Raw genomic sequence first — 24,464 nt, forward strand, 5'->3', positions numbered from 1 at the left:
ATCGTATTCTGAGTAAATACCGGAAGGAGGGTATTAGCTAATGATTCAACAAGAAAGTCGTTTGAAAGTTGCTGATAACTCAGGTGCTCGTGAACTTTTAACTATCAAAGTTTTAGGTGGATCAAGCAGAAGATATGCAGGTATCGGTGATATCGTTGTTGCTACTGTTAAACAAGCAACACCAGGTGGCGTTGTCAAAAAGGGTGACGTTGTTAAGGCTGTAATCGTAAGAACTAAGTCAGTATCACGTCGTGCAGATGGTTCATACATCCGTTTCGATGAAAATGCTGCCGTACTTGTTCAAGATGATAAAAGTCCAAAGGGAACTCGTATTTTCGGACCAGTTGCACGTGAACTACGTGACAACGAATTCATGAAGATCGTTTCTCTAGCCCCTGAAGTACTTTAATTAATCAATGTCAACCAAGGAGGTGCCAAGAAATGTTTATTAAAACCGGTGACAAAGTTCGCGTTATTAGTGGTAAGGATAAAGGTAAAGAAGGTACTGTTACCAAGACTATCGCTTCAAAAGATCGCGTAATCGTTGAAGGTATTAACATTGTTAAGAAACATCAAAAAGCTTCACAAGCTAACCCACAAGGTGGCATTAATGAAGTTGAAGCTCCTATTCATGTTTCAAACGTTATGTTAATTGATCCTTCAACTAACGAACCAACTAAGGTTGGATTCAAAATTGAAAATGGTAAGAAAGTTCGTATTTCTAAAAAATCAAACAAATCAATCGATTAAAATTTAATTGAAAGGAGGATACCTTTCCATGTCAAACCGTTTACAAGAAAAGTACAAAAATGAAATTACAAAAGCATTAGTTGAAAAGTTTAACTACTCTTCAGTTATGCAAGCTCCAAAAATTGAAAAGATCGTTCTAAACATGGGTGTTGGTGACGCTGTTACTAACGCTAAGAACTTAGACGAAGCTGTTTCAGAATTAACTCTAATTTCTGGTCAAAAACCTTTAGTAACAAAGGCTAAAAAATCAATCGCCGGCTTCCGTTTACGTGAAGGTATGTCAATTGGTGCCAAAGTTACTCTACGTGGTGAACGTATGTATGACTTCTTAGACAAGTTAGTTAACGTTTCATTACCACGTGTTCGTGATTTCCATGGTGTTAACAACCGTTCATTTGACGGTCGTGGTAACTACACACTTGGTGTTCGTGAACAATTAATTTTCCCAGAAATTAACTACGATAACGTTAACCGTGTACGTGGATTAGATATCGTTATTGTTACAACTGCTAACACTGACGAAGAATCCAAAGAATTGTTAACTCAATTCGGTATGCCATTTGCAAAATAATAGGAGGGTATAAATAATATGGCTAGAAAAGCATTAGTTGTAAAAAGTGAACGTCCTGCTAAATTCTCAACAAGAAATTACACTCGTTGCGAACGCTGTGGTAGACCTCATTCAGTTTACAAGAAGTTTCATTTATGCCGTCTATGCATCAGAGATCTTGCGCACAAAGGCCAAATCCCTGGTATGAAGAAGGCAAGTTGGTAAAATTAACTATAATTAGATAGGAGGTCTACGTTAATGTCCATGACAGATCCAATCGCTGACTTATTAACTAGAATTCGTAACGCCAACATGGCTCGTCACGATTCAGTTGAAGTTCCAGCTTCAAAAATCAAAAACAACATTGCTGAAATCTTAAAACGTGAAGGTTTTGTTCGCGATGTTGAATACGTTGAAGACGACAAACAAGGCGTTATCCGCGTATTCCTAAAATATGGTAAGAACAATGAACGTGTTATCACTGGTTTGAAACGTATTTCAAAACCTGGTCTACGTTCATACGTAAAATCTGATTCAATTCCTAAGGTATTAAATGGTTTAGGTATTGCAATTATCTCAACTTCTGAAGGTGTTATCACCGATAAAGAAGCTCGTGCTAAAAAAATTGGTGGAGAAGTATTAGCTTACATTTGGTAATACTTTTTGCTTGAATTGGAGGTGTAATGAAATGAGTCGTATTGGTTACAGAAAGATTGTTTTACCTGAAGGTGTTGAATTATCAACTGAAGGTAACAACGTAACTGTTAAAGGTGCTAAGGGTTCACTAACTCGTGAATTCTCACCAATTATCAAGATGAACGTTAATGATAACGTTGTAACTTTTGAACCAGCAGTTAGATACGATAACAAGACCCGTGCAATGCACGGTACTATGCGTGCTAACTTAAACAACATGGTTGAAGGTGTATCAAATGGTTTTACTAAGACACTTAAGCTTGTCGGTGTTGGTTACCGTGCTCAAGCTAAAGGTTCTGTCCTAGAATTAAACGTTGGTTACTCCAACCCTGTTGAAATGGAAATCAATGATGATCTTAAGGTTGAAACTCCAGATAGTTTAACTATTACTATCAGCGGTATCAACAAAGAACACGTTGGTGACTTTGCAGCTCGTGTTCGTGCTGTTCGTTCACCTGAACCTTACAAGGGTAAAGGTATTCGTTACGAAAACGAAGTTGTACGTCGTAAGGAAGGTAAGACAGGTAAGTAATGAGTTAACTCTCATTGCTTAACTATTTTAATTAATATTTAAGAGGTGACTATTTTGATTAATAAACCAGATAAAAATAAGACACGTCAACGTCGTCACTTGCGTGTCCGTAACAAAATCTCTGGTACTGCTGTGTGCCCACGTTTGAACGTTTACCGTTCTAACAAAAACATCTACGCTCAAGTTATTGATGACGTAGCGGGTGTTACGCTTGCTAGTGCCTCAACTCTAGACAAAGAAGTTAACGGTTCAAACAAGACTGAACAAGCATCATCTGTTGGTGCTTTAGTTGCCAAACGTGCCGTTGAAAAAAATGTTAAAAATGTTGTTTTCGACCGTGGTGGTTACTTATACCATGGACGTGTACAAGCTCTTGCTGAAGCTGCACGTGAAAACGGACTAGAATTTTAATAAAAGGAGGAATAACCGCAATGGCTGAATTTATTGATCCAAATAAATTAGAACTTGAAGATACTGTCGTATCAATCAACCGTATTACTAAGGTTGTTAAAGGTGGACGTCGTCTACGTTTTGCTGCTTTAGTTGTTGTTGGTGATAGAAATGGTCACGTCGGATTTGGTACTGGTAAAGCTCAAGAAGTTCCAGATGCTATCCGTAAGGCTGTTGAAGATGGTCGTAAGAACTTAATTAGTGTTCCTAAGGTTGGTACTACTATTCCTCATGAAATTATCGGTACTTATGGTGGTGGTAAGATCATGTTAAAACCTGCTGAAGAAGGTTCTGGTGTTGCCGCTGGTGGTGCCGTTCGTTCAGTTATGGAATTAGCTGGTATTGACGATGTTACAAGTAAGCGTTTAGGTTCAGATACTCCAATCAATGCTATTCGTGCTACTTTTGAAGGACTAAAAGCATTGAAGAGTGCAGAAAAAGTTGCTACTTTACGTGGCGTTTCTGCTCAACATTTAGCAGAATAAGGAGGGGTTAGAAGATGGCTCAATTAAAGATTACTTTAACTCACAGTGCAGAACACCGTCTCCCCAAACAACGTAAAATTGTTAAGGCGCTAGGTTTAGGTCGTATTAACAGTACTGTTGTTAAACCTGACAACGAAGCAACTCGTGGAGCATTGTTCCATATCGCACACTTAGTTAAAGTTGAACAAGTTAAGTAATAAATAACAAGGAGGTGCACTTCAAATGAAATTACATGAATTAAAAGCTGCCGAAGGTTCACGTTCATCAAGACAACGTCTAGGTCGTGGATTAGGAAGTAAAGGTAAGACTTCTGGTCGTGGACAAAAGGGTCAAAAGGCTCGTAGTAAGACACGTGTTGGATTCGAAGGGGGCCAAATGCCTTTCTACCGTAGAATTCCTAAGCGTGGTTTCACTAACATTAACCGTAAGGAATACGCTATCGTTAACTTATCTACTTTAGATCAATTTGACGACGGTGTTGAAGTTACACCAGAAACTTTAATGGAAGCTGGTATCGTTAAGAGTGCCAAGGATGGAATTAAGATTCTAGGTAACGGTGAACTTAACAAGAAGCTAACTGTTAAGGCTAATAAATTTTCTGATGCTGCTAAATCAGCCATCGAAAATGCTGGCGGTAAGATCGAGGTGATCTAGATGCTATCAGCCTTGAAAAACGCTTTTAAGGTAAAAGATATTAGAAATAAAATCATGTTTACTTTGGGAGTATTGATTGTTTTTAGATTAGGTGCTTATATTACAGTTCCTGGTATAAATGCTAAAGCACTCCAAAGCGTTGCTTCATCTGGCTTGGTTAGCATTTTAAACACCTTTAGTGGTGGTGGATTAACTAACTATTCACTATTTGCTATGGGTGTTTCACCATATATTACTGCGCAAATCATCGTTCAACTATTACAAATGGACATCGTTCCTCGTTTTGTTGAATGGAGCAAACAAGGTGACGTGGGTAGACGTAAGTTAAACCAAGTTACCAGAATACTTACAGTATTTCTTGCTTTCGTGCAGTCTATTGGAATTACAGCCGGATTTAACACTTTAAGCAGTTTGAACCTTGTTCAAAATCCTGGTCCTGCTACTTATTTGAGTATCGGTTTAATTTTAACCGGTGGTTCAATGTTAACAACTTGGATGGGTGACATGATTACTGATCGTGGTATCGGTCAAGGTGTTTCAATGATCATCTTCGCCGGTATTATCGCAAGAATTCCTACAGGAGTTCAACAACTATATAAGGAATACATCGTTGGAGATACTTCTTCACAATTATGGCCTTCTATCTTATTCTTAGTTGCGCTATTCGTTGTAATTCTAATAATTGTTACTTTTGTTACCTGGTTCCAACAAGCTGAACGTAGGATTCCAATTCAATATACTAGAAGAGAAACAGGCGCTGGTGACAATAGTTACCTACCTTTAAAGGTTAACGTTGCTGGTGTTATCCCTGTTATCTTCGCCAGTTCGTTTATCTCAACACCACAAGCAATCTTGCTTTTCTTTGCAGGTAAACATTCTGGTGATGGTTGGTACCAAGTATTGAGTAACGTATTTAATATGCAAACTCTTTCTGGTGCTACCTTATACACTGTATTAATTGTTGTCTTTACATTCTTTTACGCTTTTGTTCAAGTTAATCCTGAAAAACTTTCAGAAAACTTGCAAAAACAAGGAAGCTATATTCCAGGTGTTTGGCCAGGAAATGGAACTCAAACTTACGTATCAAAAGTCTTAATGAGACTTAGCGTAGTTGGAGCCCTATTCCTAGGAATTGTTGCTTTAATTCCTTTAATTGCACAAAACGTTTGGAGCTTAGACGAATCCATCGGTTTAGGTGGTACTAGTTTACTAATTGTTGTTGGTGTTGCCATCGAAACAATTAGACAAATTCGTGGTTTAATGATGAAACAAGAATATGTTGGATTCATTCAATCACCTCGTCCAAATGATTTATAAAAGTGTGAATGGAGGTAATTAAATATGTCAATGAACTTAATCTTAATGGGGCTTCCTGGAGCTGGTAAAGGTACACAAGCTGAATCCATTATTGAAAATTATGGTATTCCACATATCTCTACTGGAGATATCTTTCGTGCCGCTATAAAAGACCAAACTGAAATGGGATTAAAGGCAAAACAATATATTGACAAAGGGAACTTGGTTCCTGATGATGTAACATGTGGAATTGTTAAAGATCGTCTTGCACAAGATGATACTAAAAAAGGATATATGTTAGACGGTTTTCCTAGAACAATCGAACAAGCAAATGCTTTACAAGAAATTTGTAAAGAGCTTGATCGTCCATTGGATGCTGTTATAAATATTGACGTTGACCCTAAAGTTCTTGTTGATCGACTTTCTGGTAGATTTATTTGTAAGAACTGTGGTGCCACTTACCACAAGCTATACAAAATGCCAAAAGTTGAAAATACTTGTGATATTTGTGGTGGCCATGAATTTTATCAACGTAGTGATGACAAGCCTGAAACAGTTAAGAATCGTTTAGATGTAAACATCAAGATGAATACACCATTAATTGATTTTTACAAAGAACGTGATTTATTATTCACTGTTGATGGTGGTCAAGATATTGATGATGTTACTAAAGACATTGACAAAATACTTAAGCAATTCTAGTAATTGCTTCTGCGGCTAGCATTGTTGCTGGAAGTATGTTTGTGTGATAAACTAACCCATGTGTATTTGCGATTAGCTACATGGCGGTCTTTGTCGATAATATCTTGGCATTTGGCTACCTTTATGTAGTAATCGTATTTTTCGAGGAGGAAAATTCTTTGTCTAAAGATAATGTTATTGAAATTGAAGGTAAGGTTAGCGAAACCTTACCAAATGCTATGTTTCGTGTTGAACTAGAAAATGGTCACGAAATTTTAGCTCACGTTTCCGGTAAAATTAGAATGCATTACATTCGTATTTTACCTGGTGATCGTGTCACAGTTGAAATGTCACCATATGATTTAAGCAAGGGACGTATTACTTACCGTTATAAGTAAGGATACTGTCTTGAAGTATAGGAGGGTTATATAATGAAGGTTCGTCCATCAGTAAAACCAATGTGTGAAAATTGTAAAGTAATTAAGAGAAAAGGCCGTGTTATGGTCATTTGCTCAAATCCAAAACATAAACAAAGACAAGGTAAGTAATTTTATATAAACAGGAGGTGTGTTTGAATGGCTCGTATCGCCGGAATTGATTTACCACGTGATAAGCGTATCGTTATTGGTCTAACTAGCATCTTTGGAATCGGTCAAAGCAGAGCTGCTGAAATCCTTTCAAAGGCTGGCGTTTCAGAAGATGTTCGTGTTCGTGATCTAACTCCAGACCAAGAAGATAAAATCCGTGAAGTTGTTGACAATTACAAAATTGAAGGTGACTTACGTCGTGAAGTAAGAATGAATATCAAGAAGCTTCAAGAAATTGGTTCTTACCGTGGAATGCGTCACCGTCGTGGTTTACCTGTTAGAGGTCAACACACAAAGAACAACGCCCGTACTCGTAAGGGTAAAAAAGTAACTATTGCTGGTAAGAAAAAATAATAAATAAAGGAGGTTAGTAAATCATGGTTCAAAAGAAAGGTTCTCGTAAGCGTAGAGTAAAGAAGAACATCGAATCTGGTGTTGCTCACATTCATTCTACTTTTAATAACACATTAGTTATGATTACCGACATGCAAGGTAATGCAATTGCTTGGTCATCTGCTGGTGCTTTAGGATTCCGTGGAAGTCGTAAATCAACTCCATTTGCTGCACAAATGGCTTCAGAAGCCGCTGCTAAGACAGCTATGGAACATGGTATGAAGACTGTTGAAGTTGCTGTTAAAGGTCCTGGTTCAGGTCGTGAATCAGCTATCCGTGCACTTCAATCAACTGGTTTAGAAGTTGCTGCTATTCGTGATGTTACTCCAGTTCCACATAATGGATCTCGTCCTCCAAAGCGTCGTAGAGTTTAATTTATTCTCATCTCTGTATGATGGACTAATTAATATTTAACTCAGAGCGTTTTGAAAGGGGTAGAAGATAAGAATGATTGAATTTGAAAAACCTAATATTCATAAGATTGATGAAACTGATAATTATGGAGAAGTTGTTGTTGAACCACTAGAACGTGGATACGGAACAACTCTTGGAAACTCGTTGCGTAGAATTTTACTTTCATCTTTACCTGGTGCAGCCGTAACTAGCATTCAAATTGATGATGTTTTACATGAATTTTCTACAGTACCTGGTGTTGTAGAAGACGTAACTCAAATTATTTTAAATGTTAAAAAGATTTCATTGAAGTTGGATGCCGAAGATGGCGAAGACAAAGAAATGGAAATCAATGTTACAGGTCCAGCTCAAGTAACTGCTGGAGACATTCAGGCTGATGGTGATGTAACTGTCTTAAATCCAGACTTACACATTGCTACAGTTGCTGAAGGTTCTACATTCCATATGAGAATGACTGCAAACAAGGGTCGCGGATACGTTTCTGCTGATGAGAATAAGGCTCGTAATGATGGAATGCCAATCGGTGTCTTACCAGTTGATTCCATTTATACCCCAATCGAACGTGTTAATTATCAAGTTGAAAACGCACGTGTTGGTCAAAGATCTGACTTTGACAAACTAACTCTTGACGTTTGGACTGATGGTTCCATCACTCCTAGTGAAGCAATTAGTTTAGCAGCCAAGATTCTAAATGACCATCTTGCAATGTTTGTTGATCTTACCGATGAAGCCAAGAACACTGAAGTTATGGTTGAAAAGGAAGAAACACACAAAGAAAAGATGCTTGAAATGACAATTGAAGAATTGGACTTATCAGTTCGTTCATACAACTGTTTGAAGCGTGCAGGAATCAACACTGTTCAAGAATTAACCAACAAAAGCGAAGCAGACATGATGAAGGTTCGTAACTTAGGACGTAAGTCACTTGTTGAAGTAAAGAATAAGTTAGAAGCCCTTGGATTGTCATTGCGTAAAGAAGATTAGTATAAAGGAGGATATCCATTTATGAGTTACCGTAAATTACAACGTACTAGTGCACACCGTCGTTCATTACTACGTAACCTAACTACTGACTTGTTAGTAAACGGTGAAATTAAGACCACTGAAGCTCGTGCTAAAGAAGTACGCTCAACTGCTGAAAAGATGATTACTCTTGGTAAGCGTGGAGATCTTCATGCTCGTCGTCAAGCTGCAGCTTTCCTACAAAATGTAGTTGCTGATGCTAAAGAAGATGGTGATGACGTAACTGTTACTACTGCATTACAAAAGCTATTTGATGAAATTGCTCCTAAGTATGCAGAACGTAACGGTGGTTACACTCGTATTCTAAAGACTATGCCTCGTCGTGGTGACGGTGCATCAATGGTTATTTTACAATTAGTTGATTAATTAATCGTAAACTTAATTTAATAGTAACAACAAATCACTAGGGCTATTGATATAAAGCGTTATGATGATGGGCAAGCCCCAAGTCTAGCTTGAATGGAGCTTTGCTTCGCATCAATAGCCTATTAGTGATTTTTTTATACATAAATTTAAACGGGGTGGATGAATTGTCTAGTAAGATTATTAATGTATCAAATTTAAAATTTAAATATACTGATTCAACAAAATTTGCGGTAAATAATTTATCTTTTGATATTAATGAAGGTGAATGGGTATCTATTATTGGAAAAAATGGTAGTGGTAAATCAACATTAATTAGCTTACTAGATGGTTTATTAAAGGCTCAAAGTGGTAGTATCACTGTCGATGGAATCGACTTAAACGAAGATACAGTTAATGACATAAGAGATAGAATTGGAATTGTTTTCCAAGATCCTAATAACCAATTCGTAGCATCAACCGTTCAAGACGATATTGCATTTGGTTTAGAAAATAGAAATATTCCTCAAGATAAAATGAGGTTAGCTGTTGAAAAAGCGTTAACAGATGTTGATATGTTGGATTATGCTGAAAAAGATCCAACCAGACTATCTGGTGGACAGAAACAACGTGTTGCAATTGCGGGAATCTTATCGATGAATCCAAAGATTATTATATTAGATGAAGCTACTAGCATGTTGGATCCAAAAGCAAAACACTTAATAACAAATTTGATTAATGAGGTTAGAACAAAGTATAATTTAACTGTATTATCGATTTCGCACGATATTAATGAAATCGAGAAATCAGACCGGACGATTTTAATTCGTGATGGTAGTATGGTATTGGATACCACTCCACAAAAACTGTTCACAGAATTAGATAACGTTGAGGAATATGGTTTAAAGTTACCTTTCTCAGAACAATTACGTTTGAGATTAAAAGAAGAGGGCTTTGATATTTCTGATGACTATTTGAATGACGAGGAGATTGTAGAATGGATAACGCAATATTATTCAAAAATGTAAGCCATGTGTATCAAGAGAATACGCCATTAGAATTTAATGCTCTAGAAGATGTGAATTTAAAGATAAAGAGCGGCTCTTTTGTTTCAATTATAGGTAAGACTGGTAGTGGTAAATCGACATTGATTAAACATATTAATGCACTGTTAAAACCAACTAGTGGGAGTGTCACAATTGGTGATAAGAAAATTACAAGTCATACTAATAACAAACATTTAAAGCAGTTGAGACAAAAGATTGGAATGGTATTTCAGTTTCCAGAACAACAATTATTTGCTGAAACCGTTGAGGAAGATATTTCATTTGGACCAAGTAATTTTGGTGTTAGTGGAGAAGAATTAACAGATACTGTAATGCATGCAGCTGACTTGGTACATTTAGACCGTGATTTAATGAAAAAGTCACCATTTGATCTTTCAGGTGGCCAAAAAAGAAGGGTAGCGATTGCCGGTGTCCTAGCAATGAATCCTGAAATATTGGTATTGGATGAGCCAACAGCTGGTTTAGATCTTGAAGGGCAACAGTATATTCTTGATTTGATTAGAAGACTTAATCGAGAAGAAAAAATGACTATCATTTTAGTCAGCCACCAAATGGATGACGTCGCTAAATATTCGGATCGAGTGGTTGTAATGAGTGAAGGAAAAGTTGTTAAAAAATGTTACCCTGATGAACTATTCATTGACGTGGATTTCTTGAATAAGTATGATTTACAAGTGCCTGAGACTGTTAAGATTACCAAGGAGTTAGCTGATAAAGGTGTAAAACTAGATAAGTTATCTTTAGATGCAGATGAATTGATTAACGGCATCATTAATAAATTAAGGAATGAAGATAAGGATGAATAACTTTATATTTGGAAGATACCTTCCTGGTAACTCAATAATTCATAAAATGAATCCGGCTGCCAAGATGTTAATCGCATTTGCATATATCATCATGGTTTTCTTTGCCAACAATCTAATTACATATGTTGTAATGGCTGCGACTGTATTGTTATTTGTCATGTTATCCAAGTGTTCTTTTGGATACTTTATCAAGGGATTAATGCCGATGCTGTGGGTGATTATCTTCACAGTCATGATTCAGGTGTTCTTTGGATCAGGTGGTCACGTGTACTTTTCGTGGGGAATTATTAAATTAACCAGCTATGGGATTTTAAACGCAATTGTATTAACTATTCGTTTTATGCTAATTATTGCGATGTCGACCGTGTTGACACTAACGACATCACCACTTGAGATATCACAGGGTATTAGTTCACTATTAAAGCCACTAAAGAGATTTAAATTTCCAGTTGAAACATTTTCTTTAATGATCTCGATTTCATTGAGATTTGTACCAACATTGACTGATGAAACTAAATTAATCATGGATGCACAACGTTCTCGTGGTGTAGATTTCGGTGATGGGGGATTAATCAAACGTGTTAAGGCATTTGTCCCACTATTGATTCCTTTGTTTGTTAGTGCATTTAAGCACGCCGACGATTTAAGCATCGCGATGGAAGCAAGAGGATATCAGACTAATAAGCAACGCTCTCACTTTCATGTATTCAAATGGAAACCAAATGATTTTGTATGCATGCTATTAATTTTAGTCATGGCGATAGTTATATTTATATATAGGAGTTAGATAATAAAAATGTCATATCGTTATAAAATCACGATGGCTTACGATGGAACCGATTTTTACGGTTTTCAACGTCAGCCAAAGAAAAGAACAATCGAAGGAATCTTGACTAAGATTGTTAATAAGATGGCCAAAAATCCGGAGCCAGCAATTACTGTATATGGTTCTGGTAGAACAGACGCAGGAGTACATGCTTTAGGACAAGTTGCTCATTTTGACTTTCCATACGACCTTCCTGAAGAAAATATGCTAAAGGCATTAAACAGTATGTTGCCTTTGGATGTTCAAATTAAAAAAGTAGAAAAAGTTCCAAGCGATTTTCATGCTAGATACGATGTATCTGGGAAGAGATATATGTATCGAATGGATATGGGTGAGTTCCGTAACCCTTTTAAACGTAGGTATACAGCTCAATGGCGCTTCCCCGTTGATATCGAAAAGATTAACATTGCACTAAAAGACTTGATTGGAGAACATGACTTTACTAGTTTTGTTGCCTCAGGCTCTTCTGCTAGAACCAATGTTAGAACCATCTATGAAGCAAAATGTAGAATTGATGAAAAAGAAAATGAATTGATATTTGAATTTTATGGTAATGGTTTTTTATATAACATGGTAAGAATCATGGTAGGAGTCTTAGTTGAAATTGGTTCTGGTTCAAGGGAAGTGCATGATATTTTAAGACTATATGAAATTAAGGATAGAACAGAAGCGAGAAGAACTGTTCCCGCTAGCGGACTATACTTAAAACATGTATACTATGAGGGAGATGATCCTGCTCATCCTACAAAACTACCTCATCATCAAAGATGATTTTAGGTTGACTTTATAATTAAAAAATTGTAGTATAAAGCATGGTATTGTTTGCCCCACAATAAGCCCCGGAAACTTATATTGGTGTCGAACAAACACAGAAACATGGAGGAAGATTAAAGTGCGTACAACATATATGGCAAAACCAGGTGAAGTAGAACGCAAATGGTACATCATTGACGCAACTGATATCAGTTTAGGTCGTCTATCAACTGTCGTTGCTTCTATTTTACGAGGAAAAAACAAGCCAACATTTACACCTCATGTAGATACTGGCGATAACGTTATTGTTATTAATGCTTCAAAAGTTGCATTAACAGGTCGTAAAGCTAGCGATAAGCTATACTCCCACCACACAGGTTATTTAGGTGGTCTAAAACAAAAAACTGCTGGTCAAATGTTAAATGATACTCCAGACAAGTTAGTTGAAACATCAGTTAAAGGTATGCTACCAAGTGGTACATTAGCTCACAAGCAATTACTACACTTACACGTATACGCTGATGCTAACCATGCTCACCAAGCACAAAACCCTGAAGTATTAGACATTAATAACCTAATTTAAGGAGGAAACTTAATTGGCTCAAGTACAATATCGCGGCACAGGCCGTCGTAAAGACTCAGTAGCCCGAGTAATTTTAGTACCCGGTACTGGTAAAGTTGTTATGAACAAAAAGGATATTGAAGATTACATTCCATTCCCTAACTTAAGAGCAGTGGTAATGCAACCATTCAATGTTACTGAAACATCAGGTAACTACGATGCTTTAATCAATGTTAACGGTGGTGGTTTCTCAGGACAAGCTGGTGCAGCTCGTCACGGAATCGCTCGTGCATTGCTAGAAGTAGATCCTGACTTCCGTGCTTCATTAAAGAGTGCCGGTTTATTAACTCGTGATGCTCGTATGAAAGAACGTAAGAAACCAGGTCTTAAGAAAGCTCGTAAGGCTGGTCAATTCTCAAAACGTTAAGATACACTTATCTTTCTGTTTTCAAAAGAACTTCCCATGTGGAAGTTCTTTTTTTATACATAATTGGACTTATTAATTAAAATAGTGTTTAATATTCAATGTTGTTTTATATGAAAGTAAAATCTCAAAGAGGAGATGATGATCATTAGAAATAAGACTTATAAGATGAACATCTTATCCGTGTTTATCGCCATAATTATCGTACAAACAAGTATCCCTGGATTGGGAAATATTCCAATTGGACCACTTAGCGTTACTATTATTCCAATCACCGTTGTATTAGCAGCAATTGTATTAGGAACTAAAGATGGGGCAATCGTTGGTGGTGTTTGGGGATTAATTACCTTTGTCCGTGCATTCTGGTGGCCAACTAGTCCATTGGCAATTTATGTATTTACAAATCCATTAGTATCTATTTTACCTAGAATTCTTGTTGGGTTAGTTGCTGGACTTATTTTTACACGTTTATACAAACCTAATAAACCATATCGGATGTACATGTCCATTACTGGTTTTGTCAGTTCAATTGTGAATACGGTTGTATTATTAGGATTAGTTTATATATTCTATCGCGGTGATGCATTTAATATTTATCACATTAATGTTGATCAATTATTACCTTACTTATTATTTGTAGCCTTAACTAATGGTTTAGTTGAAGCATTTCTATCAGCCGTATTGGTACCGGTGATAGGTTCACCATTATTAAAGATAAGAAAAAGCACCGATGACTAATGTCATCAGTGCTTTTTTTATTACTTTTCGTCGGCTTCACTATCTTTGTTTTTACCCTTTGAGTTGTGAGGTCCTTCTTTTACCATGGTGATGTTCTTGTTGTTAATAACAATCTTTCCGTGGTATTTGTCCTCTAATGCAGGATCGGTGGTTTGAAAACCAATCATGTATGAGTTGTTGTATCCTTTTTCAATAATTCCTTGGAATTTCTTTTTTTCTAGCATGAATGAAACTTGGTCACCAACATCAAATGGTGATTTGTCATTGCTTGTTAATTTATCTTTTACCAAAAGCATACATCTCCTAACTTATACCTTAAAATTACAGAAAAATGAGTCATTTGTCAATTAAACAATATTTAAGTTAAAATTTGATTTTCATTTTTTTAGTGAATAGTTTAGAATATTAAATAATATAAGGAGAGATTCTGTGAGTAAAAGAAGATATCGAAAAAGAAGAAAGAAGAAAACATCTAACTTTGGATGTCTTATTTTTATTTTAATTGTTGGTGTATTATTATTTGCAGGCGGAATGAAGATATTTGATCGGATTTACACATATGATTCATATACACAACAGAATGTGTTAAAAAAGCATCGTAAGTTTATCAACGCTTTATTACCAGCTGCAAATGATGTACAAAGACGTTATAACATCCTAGTTAGTATTAGTTTGGCTCAAGCAATCCTTGAGTCAAATTGGGGAACTAGTCAATTATCTAGTCAATATAATAATCTATACGGTGTTAAAGCGTCAGGGAACCAACCATCGGTGAATCTTTCTACACAAGAGTTCGTAAATGGCCAATTTATCACGATTACGGGTCGTTTCAGAGTATACAACAGTTGGTCTGAGTCAGTTGAGAGCCATGCGTTATTGCTTGTAAATGGGACTGATTGGAACCCAAATCAGTACAAGGATGTAATTGATTCAGATAATTACGTTGCTGCTGCCAAAGGACTACAAGTAGACGGATATGCGACAGATCCAACTTATCGCAATAAGATTATTGAAATTATCCGTAAATACAAATTATATCAATATGATAAACAAACTACCACTACAGGAGGAACATCAAATGAAACTACTGGAAGATAAGATTAAAGAAGTCGGACGTGTATTACCAGGGGATGTATTAAAGGTTGATGCATTTCTAAACCATCAGGTTGATCCTAAATTGATGGCTGAAATGGGTAAAGAATTTGCCAGATTATTTAAGGACGACAACATTACCAGAATTGTAACTGTTGAGTCTTCTGGAATTGCTCCTGCAGTGATGGCTGGATTATACATGGATGTACCAGTTGTATTTGCTAGAAAACATAAGAGTTTAACGCTAACAGATGACGTATATACTAGTGAGGTATATTCATACACTAAACAAACCAGCAACCAAATTAGTATCGATAAAAGATTTATTCAACCCAATGACCATTTATTAATCATTGATGATTTCTTAGCCAATGGCCAGGCCGTTCAAGGATTATTGGACGTAGCTAAACAAGCTAATGTATCAGTTAATGGAATTGGTATCGTGATTGAAAAGTCATATCAAAAGGGCCACGATTTGATTGAAAAGACAGGAATCCACTTAGAATCTCTTGCTAGAATTAAATCACTAGATAACGATAAAGTCACTTTTGTAGAAGATTAAATAGAGTCGGCATAATTTGCCGACTTTTTTATTTGGTGCTAAATGAAAATATGCCCAGCTATGATATAATTAAACTATATATAAATTTGAGAGGATTGTGTTTTTTGTGCCAGTAAACGATTTAATTTCAGGAATGAATGATAAACAAAAAGAAGCAGTATTATGTACCGAAGGTCCTCTATTGATAATGGCCGGTGCAGGTAGTGGTAAGACCCGTGTCTTAACCCATCGCATTGCTTACTTAATCGAAGAAAAAAATGTATTGCCATGGAATATCCTAGCAATTACTTTTACCAATAAAGCAGCTCGTGAAATGAAAGAACGTGTTTCTAACCTATTGGATTACGGTGGGAACGACGTTTGGATTTCTACTTTCCATGCTCTATGTGTCAGAATTTTAAGAAGACATATTGATAAGATTGGTTTTAACCGTGCATTTACCATTGCCGGTAGTAGTGAACAAAGAACTTTGGTAAAGAGAATTCTAAAGGATTTTGATATTGATCCTAAGAAGAATGATCCAAGAGCAATTCTTTCAGCTATTTCAAACGCTAAAAACGATTTATTAGACCCAATTCAATACAGCGAATCAATCGATCACAACAGTCCATTTGAAGAAACTGTATCTAAGGTGTATGAAGAATACCAAAAACGTCTTCACGGAAACCAAGCATTGGACTTTGATGATTTAATCATGTTAACCATCCAATTGTTTGAATCCGACAAAGAAACATTGGAATACTACCAAAACAAATTCCAATACATTCACGTTGATGAATACCAAGATACCAATGAAGCACAATACAAACTTGTTACTATGCTTGCTAAGAAGTACAGAAATATCTGTGTTGTTGGTGATTCTGATCAAAGTATTTATGGTTGGCGTGGTGCCAATATGAACAATATCTTGAACTTTCAAGATGACTACAATGATGCTCACACAACATTACTTGAACAAAACTACCGTTCAACTAAGAACATCTTAAGTGCCGCTAACGACGTTATTCAAAATAATGTTGCTAGAAAGGCTAAGAATCTTTGGACTGAAAACAAAGAAGGAGACAAAGTTTCATACTACCGTGGCCAAAGCGAAATTGATGAAGCTCGTTTTGCCGTAACACAAATTCAAAAGATTATGGATGAAAAGCATTACTCATATAATGATTTTGCTATCCTATACCGTACCAACGCTCAATCACGTATCATTGAAGAAACACTTCTAAAATCAAACATTCCATACAACATTGTTGGTGGACACAAGTTCTACGACAGAAAGGAAATTCAAGACATCTTGGCTTACCTAACACTAGTCGCTAACCCAAGTGATTCAATGAGTTTAGAACGTATTATCAATGAACCTAAACGTGGAATTGGTGCATCCAGCGTTGATAAACTTAGAGTTTTCGCTGGGGAAAATGGTTGGTCAATGCTAGAAGCTTCCAAGAATGTTGATTTAAACAACACACTTTCCAGTCGTGCAAGAAACTCAATTGCTGACTTTGCCAACGTGATGACCAAAATTCAAAAGGTTGCCAAAGAAGGTAGTGTAACGGATGTTGCCCAACATGTTTTGGATGACACAGGTTACTTAGATGAATTGAAGAAGACTAACTCACTTGAAAACAAAGCAAGAATTGAAAATATTGAAGAATTTATTTCAGTAACTCAACAATTCGATACTAATAGAAGCGAAGAAGATAACGAAGATGGAAATGAACCATTAACAGATTTCTTAGCTGATCTAGCGTTAGTTTCCGCACAAGACGACGTGGAAGAAAACTCTCCTCAAGTTACCTTAATGACACTTCATGCTGCCAAGGGGCTAGAATTCCCAGTTGTATTCTTAATGGGAATGGAAGAAGGAATCTTCCCATTAGGTCGTTCAATGGAAAACGAAAAAGAACTAGAAGAAGAACGTCGTTTAGCATATGTAGGAATTACCCGTGCGCAAGAAAAACTATTCTTAACCAACGCATTCTCAAGAATGTTATATGGTCGTCGTCAAACTAATCCGGAATCTCGTTTTGTAAACGAAATTTCACCAGAATTAATTGAATCAGAGAATAACTTTGCACAAAGTAGTACTGTAAAGACCCCATTTGATTCAAACAGAAGTCAACGAAATGCTCGTTTTGCACAACAACGTGCCTACAAGCAACCAGCTAAGAAGGTTCAAAAACCTGAAGGAACTGGTGCTGACAAGAAAGCATGGACTGTTGGTGATAAGGTTGAACACAAAGCATGGGGAACAGGTACCGTCGTTAAAGTTAACGGTGCTGGTGAAGATATGGAACTAGATATTGCCTTCCCAGACAAAGGATTGAAGAGACTATTAGCTGCATTCGCACCAATTCAAAAAGTTCAATAGAGGTGAGCTAATTGACTGATCAAAGTAACAATATTCAAACTGAATACAATAAATTAAAAGACCAACTAAAGACTTGGAGTCGTCAATACTATCAAGAAGATAGCCCAAGCGTAGAAGATCATGTTTATGATATGAGCTACCGTCGACTTCAAGAAATCGAAGCTAACCATCCTGATTTAATTGCTAATGATTCACCAACTCAAAATGTTGGGGGACAAACATTACCTGGTTTCAATAAGGTCAATCATGAAATTCCAATGCTTTCTTTGGGGGATGTCTTCTCTGAAGAAGAATTAAAGGACTTCATCGATCGTCTGGATAAAAACTACCCAGAAATCACTGAATATAATTGCGAATTAAAGATTGATGGTTTAGCAATTTCACTTCGCTATGAAAATGGAATTTTAGTACAAGGTTCAACTCGTGGAAACGGAACAATTGGTGAAGATATCACCAACAACCTAAAGACGATTGAATCAATTCCACAAAAGTTGACTCGTCCAATTGACATTGAGGTGCGTGGCGAATGTTATATGCCTAAGTCATCTTTTGTGAAACTAAATGAACAACGTGAAAAAGACGGTGAATCTGTTTTCGCTAACCCACGTAATGCGGCAGCAGGAAGTCTAAGACAATTGGACTCAAATGTTACTGCTCATCGTAAATTAAGTACCTTTATGTACAATGTTGCTAATTACGATGATTTAGAAACTAACACCCAAGCTGGATTATTGGAGGAACTTAAGGAACTAGGTTTTACCATTAATCCCACATACCGTGTAATTAAGAATATGGACGATGTTCATAACTACATCGAATATTACACACAACGTCGTGACGAACTTAGCTATGGAATCGATGGAATTGTGATTAAGGAAAATGACTTATCCTTACAAGAACAAATTGGAACTACAGTTAAGGTTCCAAAGTGGGCAATTGCTTATAAGTTTCCACCAGAAGAAGTTGAAACTAAACTGCTGGATATTGAATGGACCGTCGGTAGAACTGGTGTTGTTACACCAACTGCCATCATGAATGAAGTTCAATTAGCTGGTACTAAAGTTTCCAAGGCATCATTGCATAACCCTGATTATTTAGAAGAAAAGGGTGTCCGCATTGGTGACACTGTAAAGTTGCATAAGGCGGGAGATATTATTCCAGAAATTTCTGAATATATTCCAGGTAAACGTCCAGCTGACAGTGAAGAATATATAATTCCAACTACTTGTCCATCATGTGGTGACAAGCTAGTTCATTTGGATGATGAAGTTGCTCTGAGATGTATCAATCCGAAGTGTCCGGCTCAATTAAGTGAGCAAATTAATCACTTTGCTTCTAGGAATGCGATGAACATTGATGGATTGGGACCTAGAATTGTTCAACAACTTTTTGATCGTCATATGCTAGACGATGCTGCAAGTTTATACAAGCTAACTCAAGAAGAACTTGAAACTTTAGATAAATTTGGTAGCAAATCTGCAACTAACTTATTATCTGCAATCGATAATAGCCGTAGTAATTCTGTTGAAAGATTATTATTTGGTCTGGGAATCAGACATGTTGGGGCAAAGGCTGCTAGAATTATCTCTGAACACTTCGGTGACATGGATGAGCTAATGGCAGCTAGTGCTAACGATATTGCTGAGATTAACGGAATGGGTCAAACAATCGCTGATAGCATTGTTACTTACTTCGAAAATCCTGAAGCACAAAAACTAATTGATGAATTCAAGTCATTGGGTGTTAATATGCAATATCTAGGAGCAACCCAATCTGATATCGATAATTCAGATTCACCAGTTGCTGGAAAGACAATGGTCCTAACTGGAAAGCTTTCAGAATGGACACGTCCAAAGGCCAGTGAATGGTTGGAAAACCACGGTGCAAAAGTTACTGGAAGTGTTTCTAAGAAGACTGATGTTTTAATCGCTGGTGAAGATTCGGGAAGCAAGCTAACAAAGGCCCAAAGCCTTGGTGTAGATGTATGGACCGAACAAGATTTTATTGCTGTAGTTAATGAAACTAAGTAATTTGTGGAGGAAAGCAAATTGAAAAAATTAAATGTTTTATTCGTAGCACTACTAAGTGCATTAGTGTTAGCAGCTTGTGGAAGTAAAGATGATAGTAGCAGTTCATCTGGTACTCAAGTTATTTCACAAACTAATAGCAATTATTATCAAGGTGTAATTAAGAATGGTCATTACTTAACAAGTAAGTCCAGAGGGGTGTCCGTTCAACAAAATGATAACCAATTAAATCTTAAAGGTTTTGAAAATGGATTACTAAGTATCTCAAAGGATCAATTCCCAACAGATACATACATCTTACAAGAAGGCCAATACATCGACACTAGTACTGCCGAAGATTGGTTGGGCCGTAAGAGTAAAAATAACCCTGATGGTTTAAACCCATCGGGTAGTGACGCCAAAGAACCACTTTACTTACAACAAATGGACGAACAAGATTTCATGGAACAAAGTCATGGCTCTTTAAAGATTAAGGGAATGACCATTGGTCTTGGAATTAATTCCGTTTACTACTACCGTAAGGAAGCTTATGGTGCTGTCTACCAAAAGAAATTAAGCGATAGTGATATTAAAAAACAAGGTAAAGAAATTGCTGATAAGGTATTACAACGTTTAAGACAAAAGAAAGACTTAAAGAACATTCCAATTGTGATTGCGTTATACAAACAAGCATCAAATGATAGTCTAGTAGGTGGTAACTTCTACTCATATTCAGTTAACAAGGCTGGTTCAACCAGTGTTGATAACTGGAAGTCACTAGATATTAAGAACTATGTCCTACCAGACAGTTCAACTAGTGAAGTTAATAGTAATGATGAAGATGCTTTTGAAAACTTTAAGAACCAGGTGCAAAAGTTCTTCCCTAACTTAAGTGGTGTTACCGCTCAAGCACATTACGTTGACGGAACTCTACGTGGACTACACGTTAACATCACTACACAATTCTATGGACAAAGTGAAATTATCAGTTTCACCCAATATGTTGCTGCAACTGCTAAGAAATACTTACCAAACAATATTCCAATTGATATCCAGGTTTCTTCTTCAGAAGGAATTCAAAGCTTCCTATCAAGAAAAACCGGATCAAAGAATTTCTATACTCACGTTTTTACCAGTTATTAATGTGAATGTGTTAAAATACTGGTAGCGTATTATCAATATATATAAGAAAGAGGGAACAACGATGTCTGAAAAAATTAGTAAAGAGACAGTAAGTCACGTTGCATCATTGGCTAAGTTGGAATTAACCGATGAACAACTACCATACTTTACTGACCAATTAGGTAGTATCATGGGAATTTTTGATTCCTTAAATGATGTAGATACTAGCAATGTCGAACCAACATTTAGTGTTACTGATCAAATTAACGTTATGAGAGAAGATGTTGCTGATAATTGGGGACAAAGGGATGCACTATTGAATAATGCACCAGACGTTTCCGACGGATTAATTAGAACACCTACAATCATTGATGAAAGCGGGGACTAGTGAAGATGGACTATTTAGGAAAAGATATTTTTAGCATTCACGAAAGCCTAGTTAATGGTGATATTACCGCCGAAGAATTAACAAGACAAACAATTGAAAATGCTAAGAAGAACGATGAAGATATTAACGCTTTCGTCGTTTTCGATGAAGAAAATGCAATTAAGCAAGCCCAAGAAATTGATAAGGCCGGAATTGACCCAGATAACGTATTATCAGGTATTCCAGTTGCAATGAAAGATAACATGTTAACCAAGGGTGTATTAACATCTGCAGGTTCAAAAATGTTATCAAACTTCAAACCAATCATTGATGGGACAGCCGTTGCTAAGATGAAAGAAGCTGGCACTATCAACATTGGTAAGACCAACATGGACGAATTTGCAATGGGTGGTTCAACCGAAACTTCATTCCATGGTAAGACTAAGAACCCATGGAAATTAGACAAGGTACCTGGTGGATCATCAGGTGGTGCCGCTGCTGCAGTTGCTGCAGGGGATGTCTTAGTATCACTAGGTTCAGATACCGGTGGTTCAATCAGACAACCAGCATCATTTAACGGTATCGTTGGTATGAAACCAACATACGGTCGTGTATCTAGATGGGGATTAATTGCATTCGCATCAAGTTTAGACCAAATTGGTCCATTGACTAGAACTGTTAAGGACAACGCCGTAGTTCTAAATGCCATTGCCGGTAAAGATGAACATGATATGACAAGTTCAAACAAAGAAGTTCCTGACTTTACTGCAAACATCGATAAGGGTGTTAAAGGTATGAAGATTGCTTTACCTAAGGAATACTTAGGTGAAGGTGTTGATAAGGATGTTCAAGATGCTATTCTAGCCGCTGCTGATAAGTACCGTGAATTAGGTGCAACTGTTGAAGAAGTATCTCTTCCAAACAGTAAGTACGGTGTGGCAGCTTACTACATCATTGCTCCTTCAGAAGCATCATCAAACTTACAACGTTTCGATGGTATTCGTTATGGTTACAGAGCTCAAGATGCTAAGAACCTAGAAGAACTATACGTTAAGAGTCGTTCACAAGGTTTTGGTGACGAAGTTAAACGCCGTATCATGGTTGGTACTTACTCACTATCAGCTGGTTTCTTTGATGCTTACTTTAAGAAGGCCGCTGAAGTTCGTACTTTAATCATTAACGACTTTAAGAAGGTTTTCCAAGATTACGATGTAATCTTAACTCCGACAGCTCCTACTCCAGCTTACAGCTTGAAGGATGAAAAAGATCCAATCACTATGTACATGAATGATATTTTAACCATTCCTGTTAACATGGCAGGTCTTCCAGGAATGTCAGTTCCTGCAGGTTTCTCAGACGGACTACCAATTGGTATGCAATTAATCGGTAAGCCATTTGATGAATCAACTCTATACCAAGCTGCTTACGCTTTCGAACAAAATACTGATTTCCATAAGCAAGATCCAAAGATGGGGGGAGCACAATAATGAACTTTGAAACTACAATTGGACTAGAAGTCCACGTTGAATTAAAGACTAACTCTAAGATTTTCAGTCCATCTCCCGTACAATACGGGGTTGACCCTAACTTAAACACCAACGTAATTGATTGGGGATACCCAGGGGTATTACCATCAACCAACAAAGGTGTTGTTAAATCAGGTATTATGGCTGCTTTAGCACTACACGCTGAAGTTGAAAAACACCCTCACTTTGATCGTAAGAACTACTTCTACCCAGATAATCCAAAGGCTTATCAAATTACGCAAAAGGATACTCCTGATGCGCATGATGGTTGGATTGAAATTGAAGTAGATGGTAAGAAAAAGAAAATCGGTATCGAAGAAATGCATATTGAAGAAGATGCCGGTAAGAATACCCACGGAAACAAGTTCTCTTACGTTGACTTGAACCGTCAAGGTACTCCACTTATCGAAATTGTTTCAAAACCAGATATCGCTTCACCTGATGAAGCATACGCTTACCTTGAAGCTTTACGTGAAAGAATCCTATTTACAGGAATTTCTGATGTGAAGATGGAAGAAGGTTCAATGCGTGTGGACGTTAACGTTTCAATCCGCCCATACGGTCAAAAAGAATTCGGTACTAAGGTCGAATTAAAGAACTTGAACTCATTTAACTACGTAAGAAAAGGTCTTGCATACGAAGAAAAACGTCAACAACGTGTAATCATGGCTGGTGGCGAAATTCAACAAGAAACTAGACGTTTCGATGAAACAACTGGTAAAACAGTCTTAATGCGTGTTAAGGAAGGTGCGGATGATTACAGATACTTCCCAGAACCTGACCTACCAGCACTAGACATTACGGACGCATGGATTAATGAAATCAACGATTCAATGCCTGAAATGCCAGCAAGTCGTCGTCAACGTTACGTTAACGAATTTGGTTTGAAGGACTACGATGCAATGGTTCTTACCCAAACTAAGGAAATGGCAGATTTCTTTGATGCCATGATTAAATTAGGTGCAGATCCTAAGATGGCATCTAACTACCTACAAGTTAACGTTAACGCTTACTTGAATGATGAACAAAAAGATTTATCTGAAACTGAGATTACACCAGAAAACTTAGCTACAATGATTAAGCTAATTGAAGACGGTACTATTTCATCTAAGATGGCTAAGAAAGTCTTCAAAGGTATTACTGAAGGTAAAGAACCTAAGAAGTTCGTTGAAGACAACGGAATGGTTCAATTATCAGACCCAGCTCAATTACAACCAATTATTGATGAAGTACTATCAAACAACCCACAATCTGTGGAAGACTTCCATAATGGTAAGGACCGTGCTATCGGTTTCCTAGTCGGTCAAATTATGAAGCAAACTCGTGGTAAAGCTAACCCACAAGTTGTTAACAAATTATTAATGGCATCCATTAATAAATAAAGTTTAGGAG

At 36.9% G+C, this 24,464-nt stretch carries 34 protein-coding genes; 33 read left to right on the plus strand and 1 reads right to left on the minus strand.

Annotation, left to right across the window (positions count from 1 at the left end; all coding sequences use genetic code 11):
• Positions 1-40: 40 nt before the first annotated feature.
• The 25 genes from rplN to FD688_RS02590 all read left to right on the plus strand — a co-directional run bounded on the left by rplN (position 41) and on the right by FD688_RS02590 (position 14,029).
• Positions 41-409 carry a 50S ribosomal protein L14 gene (gene rplN / locus FD688_RS02470; protein ID WP_054450328.1) on the plus strand — a complete coding sequence of 123 codons (369 nt, stop codon included), beginning with the start codon at positions 41-43 and terminating at the stop codon, positions 407-409.
• 32 nt (positions 410-441) lie between these two features.
• Positions 442-750 carry a 50S ribosomal protein L24 gene (gene rplX / locus FD688_RS02475; RefSeq protein WP_034531511.1) on the plus strand — a complete coding sequence of 103 codons (309 nt, stop codon included), beginning with the start codon at positions 442-444 and terminating at the stop codon, positions 748-750.
• A gap of 28 nt (positions 751-778) precedes the next feature.
• Positions 779-1,321, plus strand: a complete 543-nt coding sequence (gene rplE, locus FD688_RS02480; protein ID WP_034531513.1) for a 50S ribosomal protein L5 — start codon at positions 779-781, stop codon at positions 1,319-1,321.
• An 18-nt stretch (positions 1,322-1,339) separates the two neighbouring features.
• Positions 1,340-1,525, plus strand: a complete 186-nt coding sequence (locus FD688_RS02485; protein WP_034531514.1) for a type Z 30S ribosomal protein S14 — start codon at positions 1,340-1,342, stop codon at positions 1,523-1,525.
• 33 nt (positions 1,526-1,558) lie between these two features.
• The gene (gene rpsH / locus FD688_RS02490) at positions 1,559-1,957 is read left to right on the plus strand and encodes a 30S ribosomal protein S8 (protein WP_034531516.1); all 399 of its coding nucleotides are present in this window, start codon (positions 1,559-1,561) and stop codon (positions 1,955-1,957) included.
• A 31-nt stretch (positions 1,958-1,988) separates the two neighbouring features.
• Positions 1,989-2,528, plus strand: a complete 540-nt coding sequence (gene rplF, locus FD688_RS02495) for a 50S ribosomal protein L6 (RefSeq protein WP_034531517.1) — start codon at positions 1,989-1,991, stop codon at positions 2,526-2,528.
• A 54-nt stretch (positions 2,529-2,582) separates the two neighbouring features.
• Complete coding sequence (rplR, locus tag FD688_RS02500) at positions 2,583-2,939, plus strand: 50S ribosomal protein L18 (RefSeq protein ID WP_080695536.1); 357 nt, start codon at positions 2,583-2,585, stop codon at positions 2,937-2,939.
• A 20-nt stretch (positions 2,940-2,959) separates the two neighbouring features.
• Positions 2,960-3,463 carry a 30S ribosomal protein S5 gene (gene rpsE, locus FD688_RS02505; RefSeq protein WP_034531520.1) on the plus strand — a complete coding sequence of 168 codons (504 nt, stop codon included), beginning with the start codon at positions 2,960-2,962 and terminating at the stop codon, positions 3,461-3,463.
• Positions 3,464-3,477: 14 nt separating this feature from the next.
• Entirely contained in the window at positions 3,478-3,660 is a 183-nt protein-coding gene (rpmD, locus tag FD688_RS02510; protein ID WP_034531522.1) for a 50S ribosomal protein L30, read from the plus strand.
• Between the two features lie 25 nt (positions 3,661-3,685).
• Positions 3,686-4,117: a 50S ribosomal protein L15 gene (rplO, locus tag FD688_RS02515; RefSeq protein WP_034531523.1), complete on the plus strand. Its 432-nt coding sequence runs from the start codon at positions 3,686-3,688 to the stop codon at positions 4,115-4,117.
• Positions 4,118-5,434: a preprotein translocase subunit SecY gene (gene secY, locus FD688_RS02520; RefSeq protein ID WP_053796776.1), complete on the plus strand. Its 1,317-nt coding sequence runs from the start codon at positions 4,118-4,120 to the stop codon at positions 5,432-5,434. It begins immediately after the preceding gene.
• 30 nt (positions 5,435-5,464) lie between these two features.
• Complete coding sequence (locus tag FD688_RS02525; protein ID WP_318530871.1) at positions 5,465-6,115, plus strand: adenylate kinase; 651 nt, start codon at positions 5,465-5,467, stop codon at positions 6,113-6,115.
• Between the two features lie 158 nt (positions 6,116-6,273).
• Positions 6,274-6,492: a translation initiation factor IF-1 gene (gene infA / locus FD688_RS02530; RefSeq protein WP_034531529.1), complete on the plus strand. Its 219-nt coding sequence runs from the start codon at positions 6,274-6,276 to the stop codon at positions 6,490-6,492.
• 33 nt (positions 6,493-6,525) lie between these two features.
• Complete coding sequence (gene rpmJ, locus FD688_RS02535) at positions 6,526-6,642, plus strand: 50S ribosomal protein L36 (RefSeq protein WP_034531530.1); 117 nt, start codon at positions 6,526-6,528, stop codon at positions 6,640-6,642.
• 27 nt (positions 6,643-6,669) lie between these two features.
• Positions 6,670-7,035: a 30S ribosomal protein S13 gene (rpsM, locus tag FD688_RS02540; protein ID WP_034531532.1), complete on the plus strand. Its 366-nt coding sequence runs from the start codon at positions 6,670-6,672 to the stop codon at positions 7,033-7,035.
• Positions 7,036-7,058: 23 nt separating this feature from the next.
• Positions 7,059-7,448, plus strand: coding sequence for a 30S ribosomal protein S11 (gene rpsK, locus FD688_RS02545; RefSeq protein WP_034531534.1), 390 nt, complete (start codon positions 7,059-7,061; stop codon positions 7,446-7,448).
• A gap of 73 nt (positions 7,449-7,521) precedes the next feature.
• Complete coding sequence (locus FD688_RS02550; protein ID WP_034531535.1) at positions 7,522-8,472, plus strand: DNA-directed RNA polymerase subunit alpha; 951 nt, start codon at positions 7,522-7,524, stop codon at positions 8,470-8,472.
• 21 nt (positions 8,473-8,493) lie between these two features.
• The gene (gene rplQ / locus FD688_RS02555; RefSeq protein WP_034531537.1) at positions 8,494-8,877 is read left to right on the plus strand and encodes a 50S ribosomal protein L17; all 384 of its coding nucleotides are present in this window, start codon (positions 8,494-8,496) and stop codon (positions 8,875-8,877) included.
• A 155-nt stretch (positions 8,878-9,032) separates the two neighbouring features.
• Positions 9,033-9,881, plus strand: coding sequence for an energy-coupling factor transporter ATPase (locus tag FD688_RS02560; RefSeq protein WP_412174673.1), 849 nt, complete (start codon positions 9,033-9,035; stop codon positions 9,879-9,881).
• The gene (locus tag FD688_RS02565; protein WP_138741672.1) at positions 9,851-10,726 is read left to right on the plus strand and encodes an energy-coupling factor transporter ATPase; all 876 of its coding nucleotides are present in this window, start codon (positions 9,851-9,853) and stop codon (positions 10,724-10,726) included. Before FD688_RS02560 ends, FD688_RS02565 begins: the two co-directional genes overlap by 31 nt.
• Positions 10,719-11,513: an energy-coupling factor transporter transmembrane component T family protein gene (locus FD688_RS02570; protein WP_138741673.1), complete on the plus strand. Its 795-nt coding sequence runs from the start codon at positions 10,719-10,721 to the stop codon at positions 11,511-11,513. Before FD688_RS02565 ends, FD688_RS02570 begins: the two co-directional genes overlap by 8 nt.
• A gap of 9 nt (positions 11,514-11,522) precedes the next feature.
• Positions 11,523-12,323 carry a tRNA pseudouridine(38-40) synthase TruA gene (truA, locus tag FD688_RS02575; RefSeq protein ID WP_138741674.1) on the plus strand — a complete coding sequence of 267 codons (801 nt, stop codon included), beginning with the start codon at positions 11,523-11,525 and terminating at the stop codon, positions 12,321-12,323.
• Between the two features lie 121 nt (positions 12,324-12,444).
• Complete coding sequence (rplM, locus tag FD688_RS02580) at positions 12,445-12,888, plus strand: 50S ribosomal protein L13 (protein ID WP_034534424.1); 444 nt, start codon at positions 12,445-12,447, stop codon at positions 12,886-12,888.
• Between the two features lie 13 nt (positions 12,889-12,901).
• A complete protein-coding gene (rpsI, locus tag FD688_RS02585) occupies positions 12,902-13,294 on the plus strand; it encodes a 30S ribosomal protein S9 (protein WP_034531546.1) in 393 nt (130 codons plus the stop codon).
• Positions 13,295-13,432: 138 nt separating this feature from the next.
• Positions 13,433-14,029 (plus strand): ECF transporter S component, encoded by a 597-nt coding sequence (locus FD688_RS02590; protein ID WP_054450323.1) that lies wholly within the window; start codon positions 13,433-13,435, stop codon positions 14,027-14,029.
• 20 nt (positions 14,030-14,049) lie between these two features.
• Here the strand turns inward: FD688_RS02590 and FD688_RS02595 are convergent, their stop codons facing one another.
• Complete coding sequence (locus tag FD688_RS02595) at positions 14,050-14,319, minus strand: hypothetical protein (protein ID WP_041152910.1); 270 nt, start codon at positions 14,317-14,319, stop codon at positions 14,050-14,052.
• 241 nt (positions 14,320-14,560) lie between these two features.
• On the opposite strand from FD688_RS02595, the gene FD688_RS02600 reads away from it, so the two are divergent.
• The 8 genes from FD688_RS02600 (at position 14,561) to gatB (ending at position 24,454) form a co-directional block, all read left to right on the plus strand.
• The gene (locus FD688_RS02600; protein ID WP_080695538.1) at positions 14,561-15,127 is read left to right on the plus strand and encodes a glycoside hydrolase family 73 protein; all 567 of its coding nucleotides are present in this window, start codon (positions 14,561-14,563) and stop codon (positions 15,125-15,127) included.
• A complete protein-coding gene (locus tag FD688_RS02605; RefSeq protein WP_138741675.1) occupies positions 15,108-15,683 on the plus strand; it encodes a xanthine phosphoribosyltransferase in 576 nt (191 codons plus the stop codon). The genes FD688_RS02600 and FD688_RS02605 overlap by 20 nt, the downstream gene beginning before the upstream one ends.
• 106 nt (positions 15,684-15,789) lie before the next feature.
• Positions 15,790-18,051 (plus strand): DNA helicase PcrA, encoded by a 2,262-nt coding sequence (gene pcrA, locus FD688_RS02610; protein ID WP_138741676.1) that lies wholly within the window; start codon positions 15,790-15,792, stop codon positions 18,049-18,051.
• An 11-nt stretch (positions 18,052-18,062) separates the two neighbouring features.
• Positions 18,063-20,081 carry an NAD-dependent DNA ligase LigA gene (ligA, locus tag FD688_RS02615; RefSeq protein WP_138741677.1) on the plus strand — a complete coding sequence of 673 codons (2,019 nt, stop codon included), beginning with the start codon at positions 18,063-18,065 and terminating at the stop codon, positions 20,079-20,081.
• An 18-nt stretch (positions 20,082-20,099) separates the two neighbouring features.
• Positions 20,100-21,200 (plus strand): CamS family sex pheromone protein, encoded by a 1,101-nt coding sequence (locus FD688_RS02620; RefSeq protein ID WP_138741678.1) that lies wholly within the window; start codon positions 20,100-20,102, stop codon positions 21,198-21,200.
• Between the two features lie 61 nt (positions 21,201-21,261).
• A complete protein-coding gene (gatC, locus tag FD688_RS02625) occupies positions 21,262-21,567 on the plus strand; it encodes an Asp-tRNA(Asn)/Glu-tRNA(Gln) amidotransferase subunit GatC (RefSeq protein ID WP_041152907.1) in 306 nt (101 codons plus the stop codon).
• Between the two features lie 5 nt (positions 21,568-21,572).
• Positions 21,573-23,033 (plus strand): Asp-tRNA(Asn)/Glu-tRNA(Gln) amidotransferase subunit GatA, encoded by a 1,461-nt coding sequence (gatA, locus tag FD688_RS02630; RefSeq protein ID WP_138741679.1) that lies wholly within the window; start codon positions 21,573-21,575, stop codon positions 23,031-23,033.
• Positions 23,033-24,454: an Asp-tRNA(Asn)/Glu-tRNA(Gln) amidotransferase subunit GatB gene (gene gatB / locus FD688_RS02635; protein WP_094750961.1), complete on the plus strand. Its 1,422-nt coding sequence runs from the start codon at positions 23,033-23,035 to the stop codon at positions 24,452-24,454. Before gatA ends, gatB begins: the two co-directional genes overlap by 1 nt.
• Positions 24,455-24,464: the final 10 nt, after the last annotated feature.

Origin of the sequence: Apilactobacillus kunkeei, assembly GCF_005930975.1 — a bacterium.
In the GTDB taxonomy this organism is placed as follows: domain Bacteria; phylum Bacillota; class Bacilli; order Lactobacillales; family Lactobacillaceae; genus Apilactobacillus; species Apilactobacillus kunkeei_E.

Bases quoted from the DNA above. Each gene is read 5' to 3' on its own strand.
- rpsE (WP_034531520.1), top strand. From the start codon at position 2,960: ATGGCTGAATTTATTGATCCAAATAAATTAGAACTTGAAGATACTGTC.
- FD688_RS02550 (WP_034531535.1), top strand. From the start codon at position 7,522: ATGATTGAATTTGAAAAACCTAATATTCATAAGATTGATGAAACTGAT.
- rplE (WP_034531513.1), top strand. From the start codon at position 779: ATGTCAAACCGTTTACAAGAAAAGTACAAAAATGAAATTACAAAAGCA.
- gatB (WP_094750961.1), top strand. From the start codon at position 23,033: ATGAACTTTGAAACTACAATTGGACTAGAAGTCCACGTTGAATTAAAG.
- FD688_RS02570 (WP_138741673.1), top strand. From the start codon at position 10,719: ATGAATAACTTTATATTTGGAAGATACCTTCCTGGTAACTCAATAATT.
- rplN (WP_054450328.1), top strand. From the start codon at position 41: ATGATTCAACAAGAAAGTCGTTTGAAAGTTGCTGATAACTCAGGTGCT.
- FD688_RS02525 (WP_318530871.1), top strand. From the start codon at position 5,465: ATGAACTTAATCTTAATGGGGCTTCCTGGAGCTGGTAAAGGTACACAA.
- secY (WP_053796776.1), top strand. From the start codon at position 4,118: ATGCTATCAGCCTTGAAAAACGCTTTTAAGGTAAAAGATATTAGAAAT.
- rplF (WP_034531517.1), top strand. From the start codon at position 1,989: ATGAGTCGTATTGGTTACAGAAAGATTGTTTTACCTGAAGGTGTTGAA.
- FD688_RS02565 (WP_138741672.1), top strand. From the start codon at position 9,851: ATGGATAACGCAATATTATTCAAAAATGTAAGCCATGTGTATCAAGAG.
- gatC (WP_041152907.1), top strand. From the start codon at position 21,262: ATGTCTGAAAAAATTAGTAAAGAGACAGTAAGTCACGTTGCATCATTG.
- FD688_RS02605 (WP_138741675.1), top strand. From the start codon at position 15,108: ATGAAACTACTGGAAGATAAGATTAAAGAAGTCGGACGTGTATTACCA.
- rplO (WP_034531523.1), top strand. From the start codon at position 3,686: ATGAAATTACATGAATTAAAAGCTGCCGAAGGTTCACGTTCATCAAGA.
- rplQ (WP_034531537.1), top strand. From the start codon at position 8,494: ATGAGTTACCGTAAATTACAACGTACTAGTGCACACCGTCGTTCATTA.
- rpmD (WP_034531522.1), top strand. From the start codon at position 3,478: ATGGCTCAATTAAAGATTACTTTAACTCACAGTGCAGAACACCGTCTC.
- rpsM (WP_034531532.1), top strand. From the start codon at position 6,670: ATGGCTCGTATCGCCGGAATTGATTTACCACGTGATAAGCGTATCGTT.
- rplX (WP_034531511.1), top strand. From the start codon at position 442: ATGTTTATTAAAACCGGTGACAAAGTTCGCGTTATTAGTGGTAAGGAT.
- gatA (WP_138741679.1), top strand. From the start codon at position 21,573: ATGGACTATTTAGGAAAAGATATTTTTAGCATTCACGAAAGCCTAGTT.
- rpsH (WP_034531516.1), top strand. From the start codon at position 1,559: ATGTCCATGACAGATCCAATCGCTGACTTATTAACTAGAATTCGTAAC.
- FD688_RS02600 (WP_080695538.1), top strand. From the start codon at position 14,561: ATGAAGATATTTGATCGGATTTACACATATGATTCATATACACAACAG.
- rpsK (WP_034531534.1), top strand. From the start codon at position 7,059: ATGGTTCAAAAGAAAGGTTCTCGTAAGCGTAGAGTAAAGAAGAACATC.
- FD688_RS02485 (WP_034531514.1), top strand. From the start codon at position 1,340: ATGGCTAGAAAAGCATTAGTTGTAAAAAGTGAACGTCCTGCTAAATTC.
- truA (WP_138741674.1), top strand. From the start codon at position 11,523: ATGTCATATCGTTATAAAATCACGATGGCTTACGATGGAACCGATTTT.
- rpmJ (WP_034531530.1), top strand. From the start codon at position 6,526: ATGAAGGTTCGTCCATCAGTAAAACCAATGTGTGAAAATTGTAAAGTA.
- FD688_RS02590 (WP_054450323.1), top strand. From the start codon at position 13,433: ATGATCATTAGAAATAAGACTTATAAGATGAACATCTTATCCGTGTTT.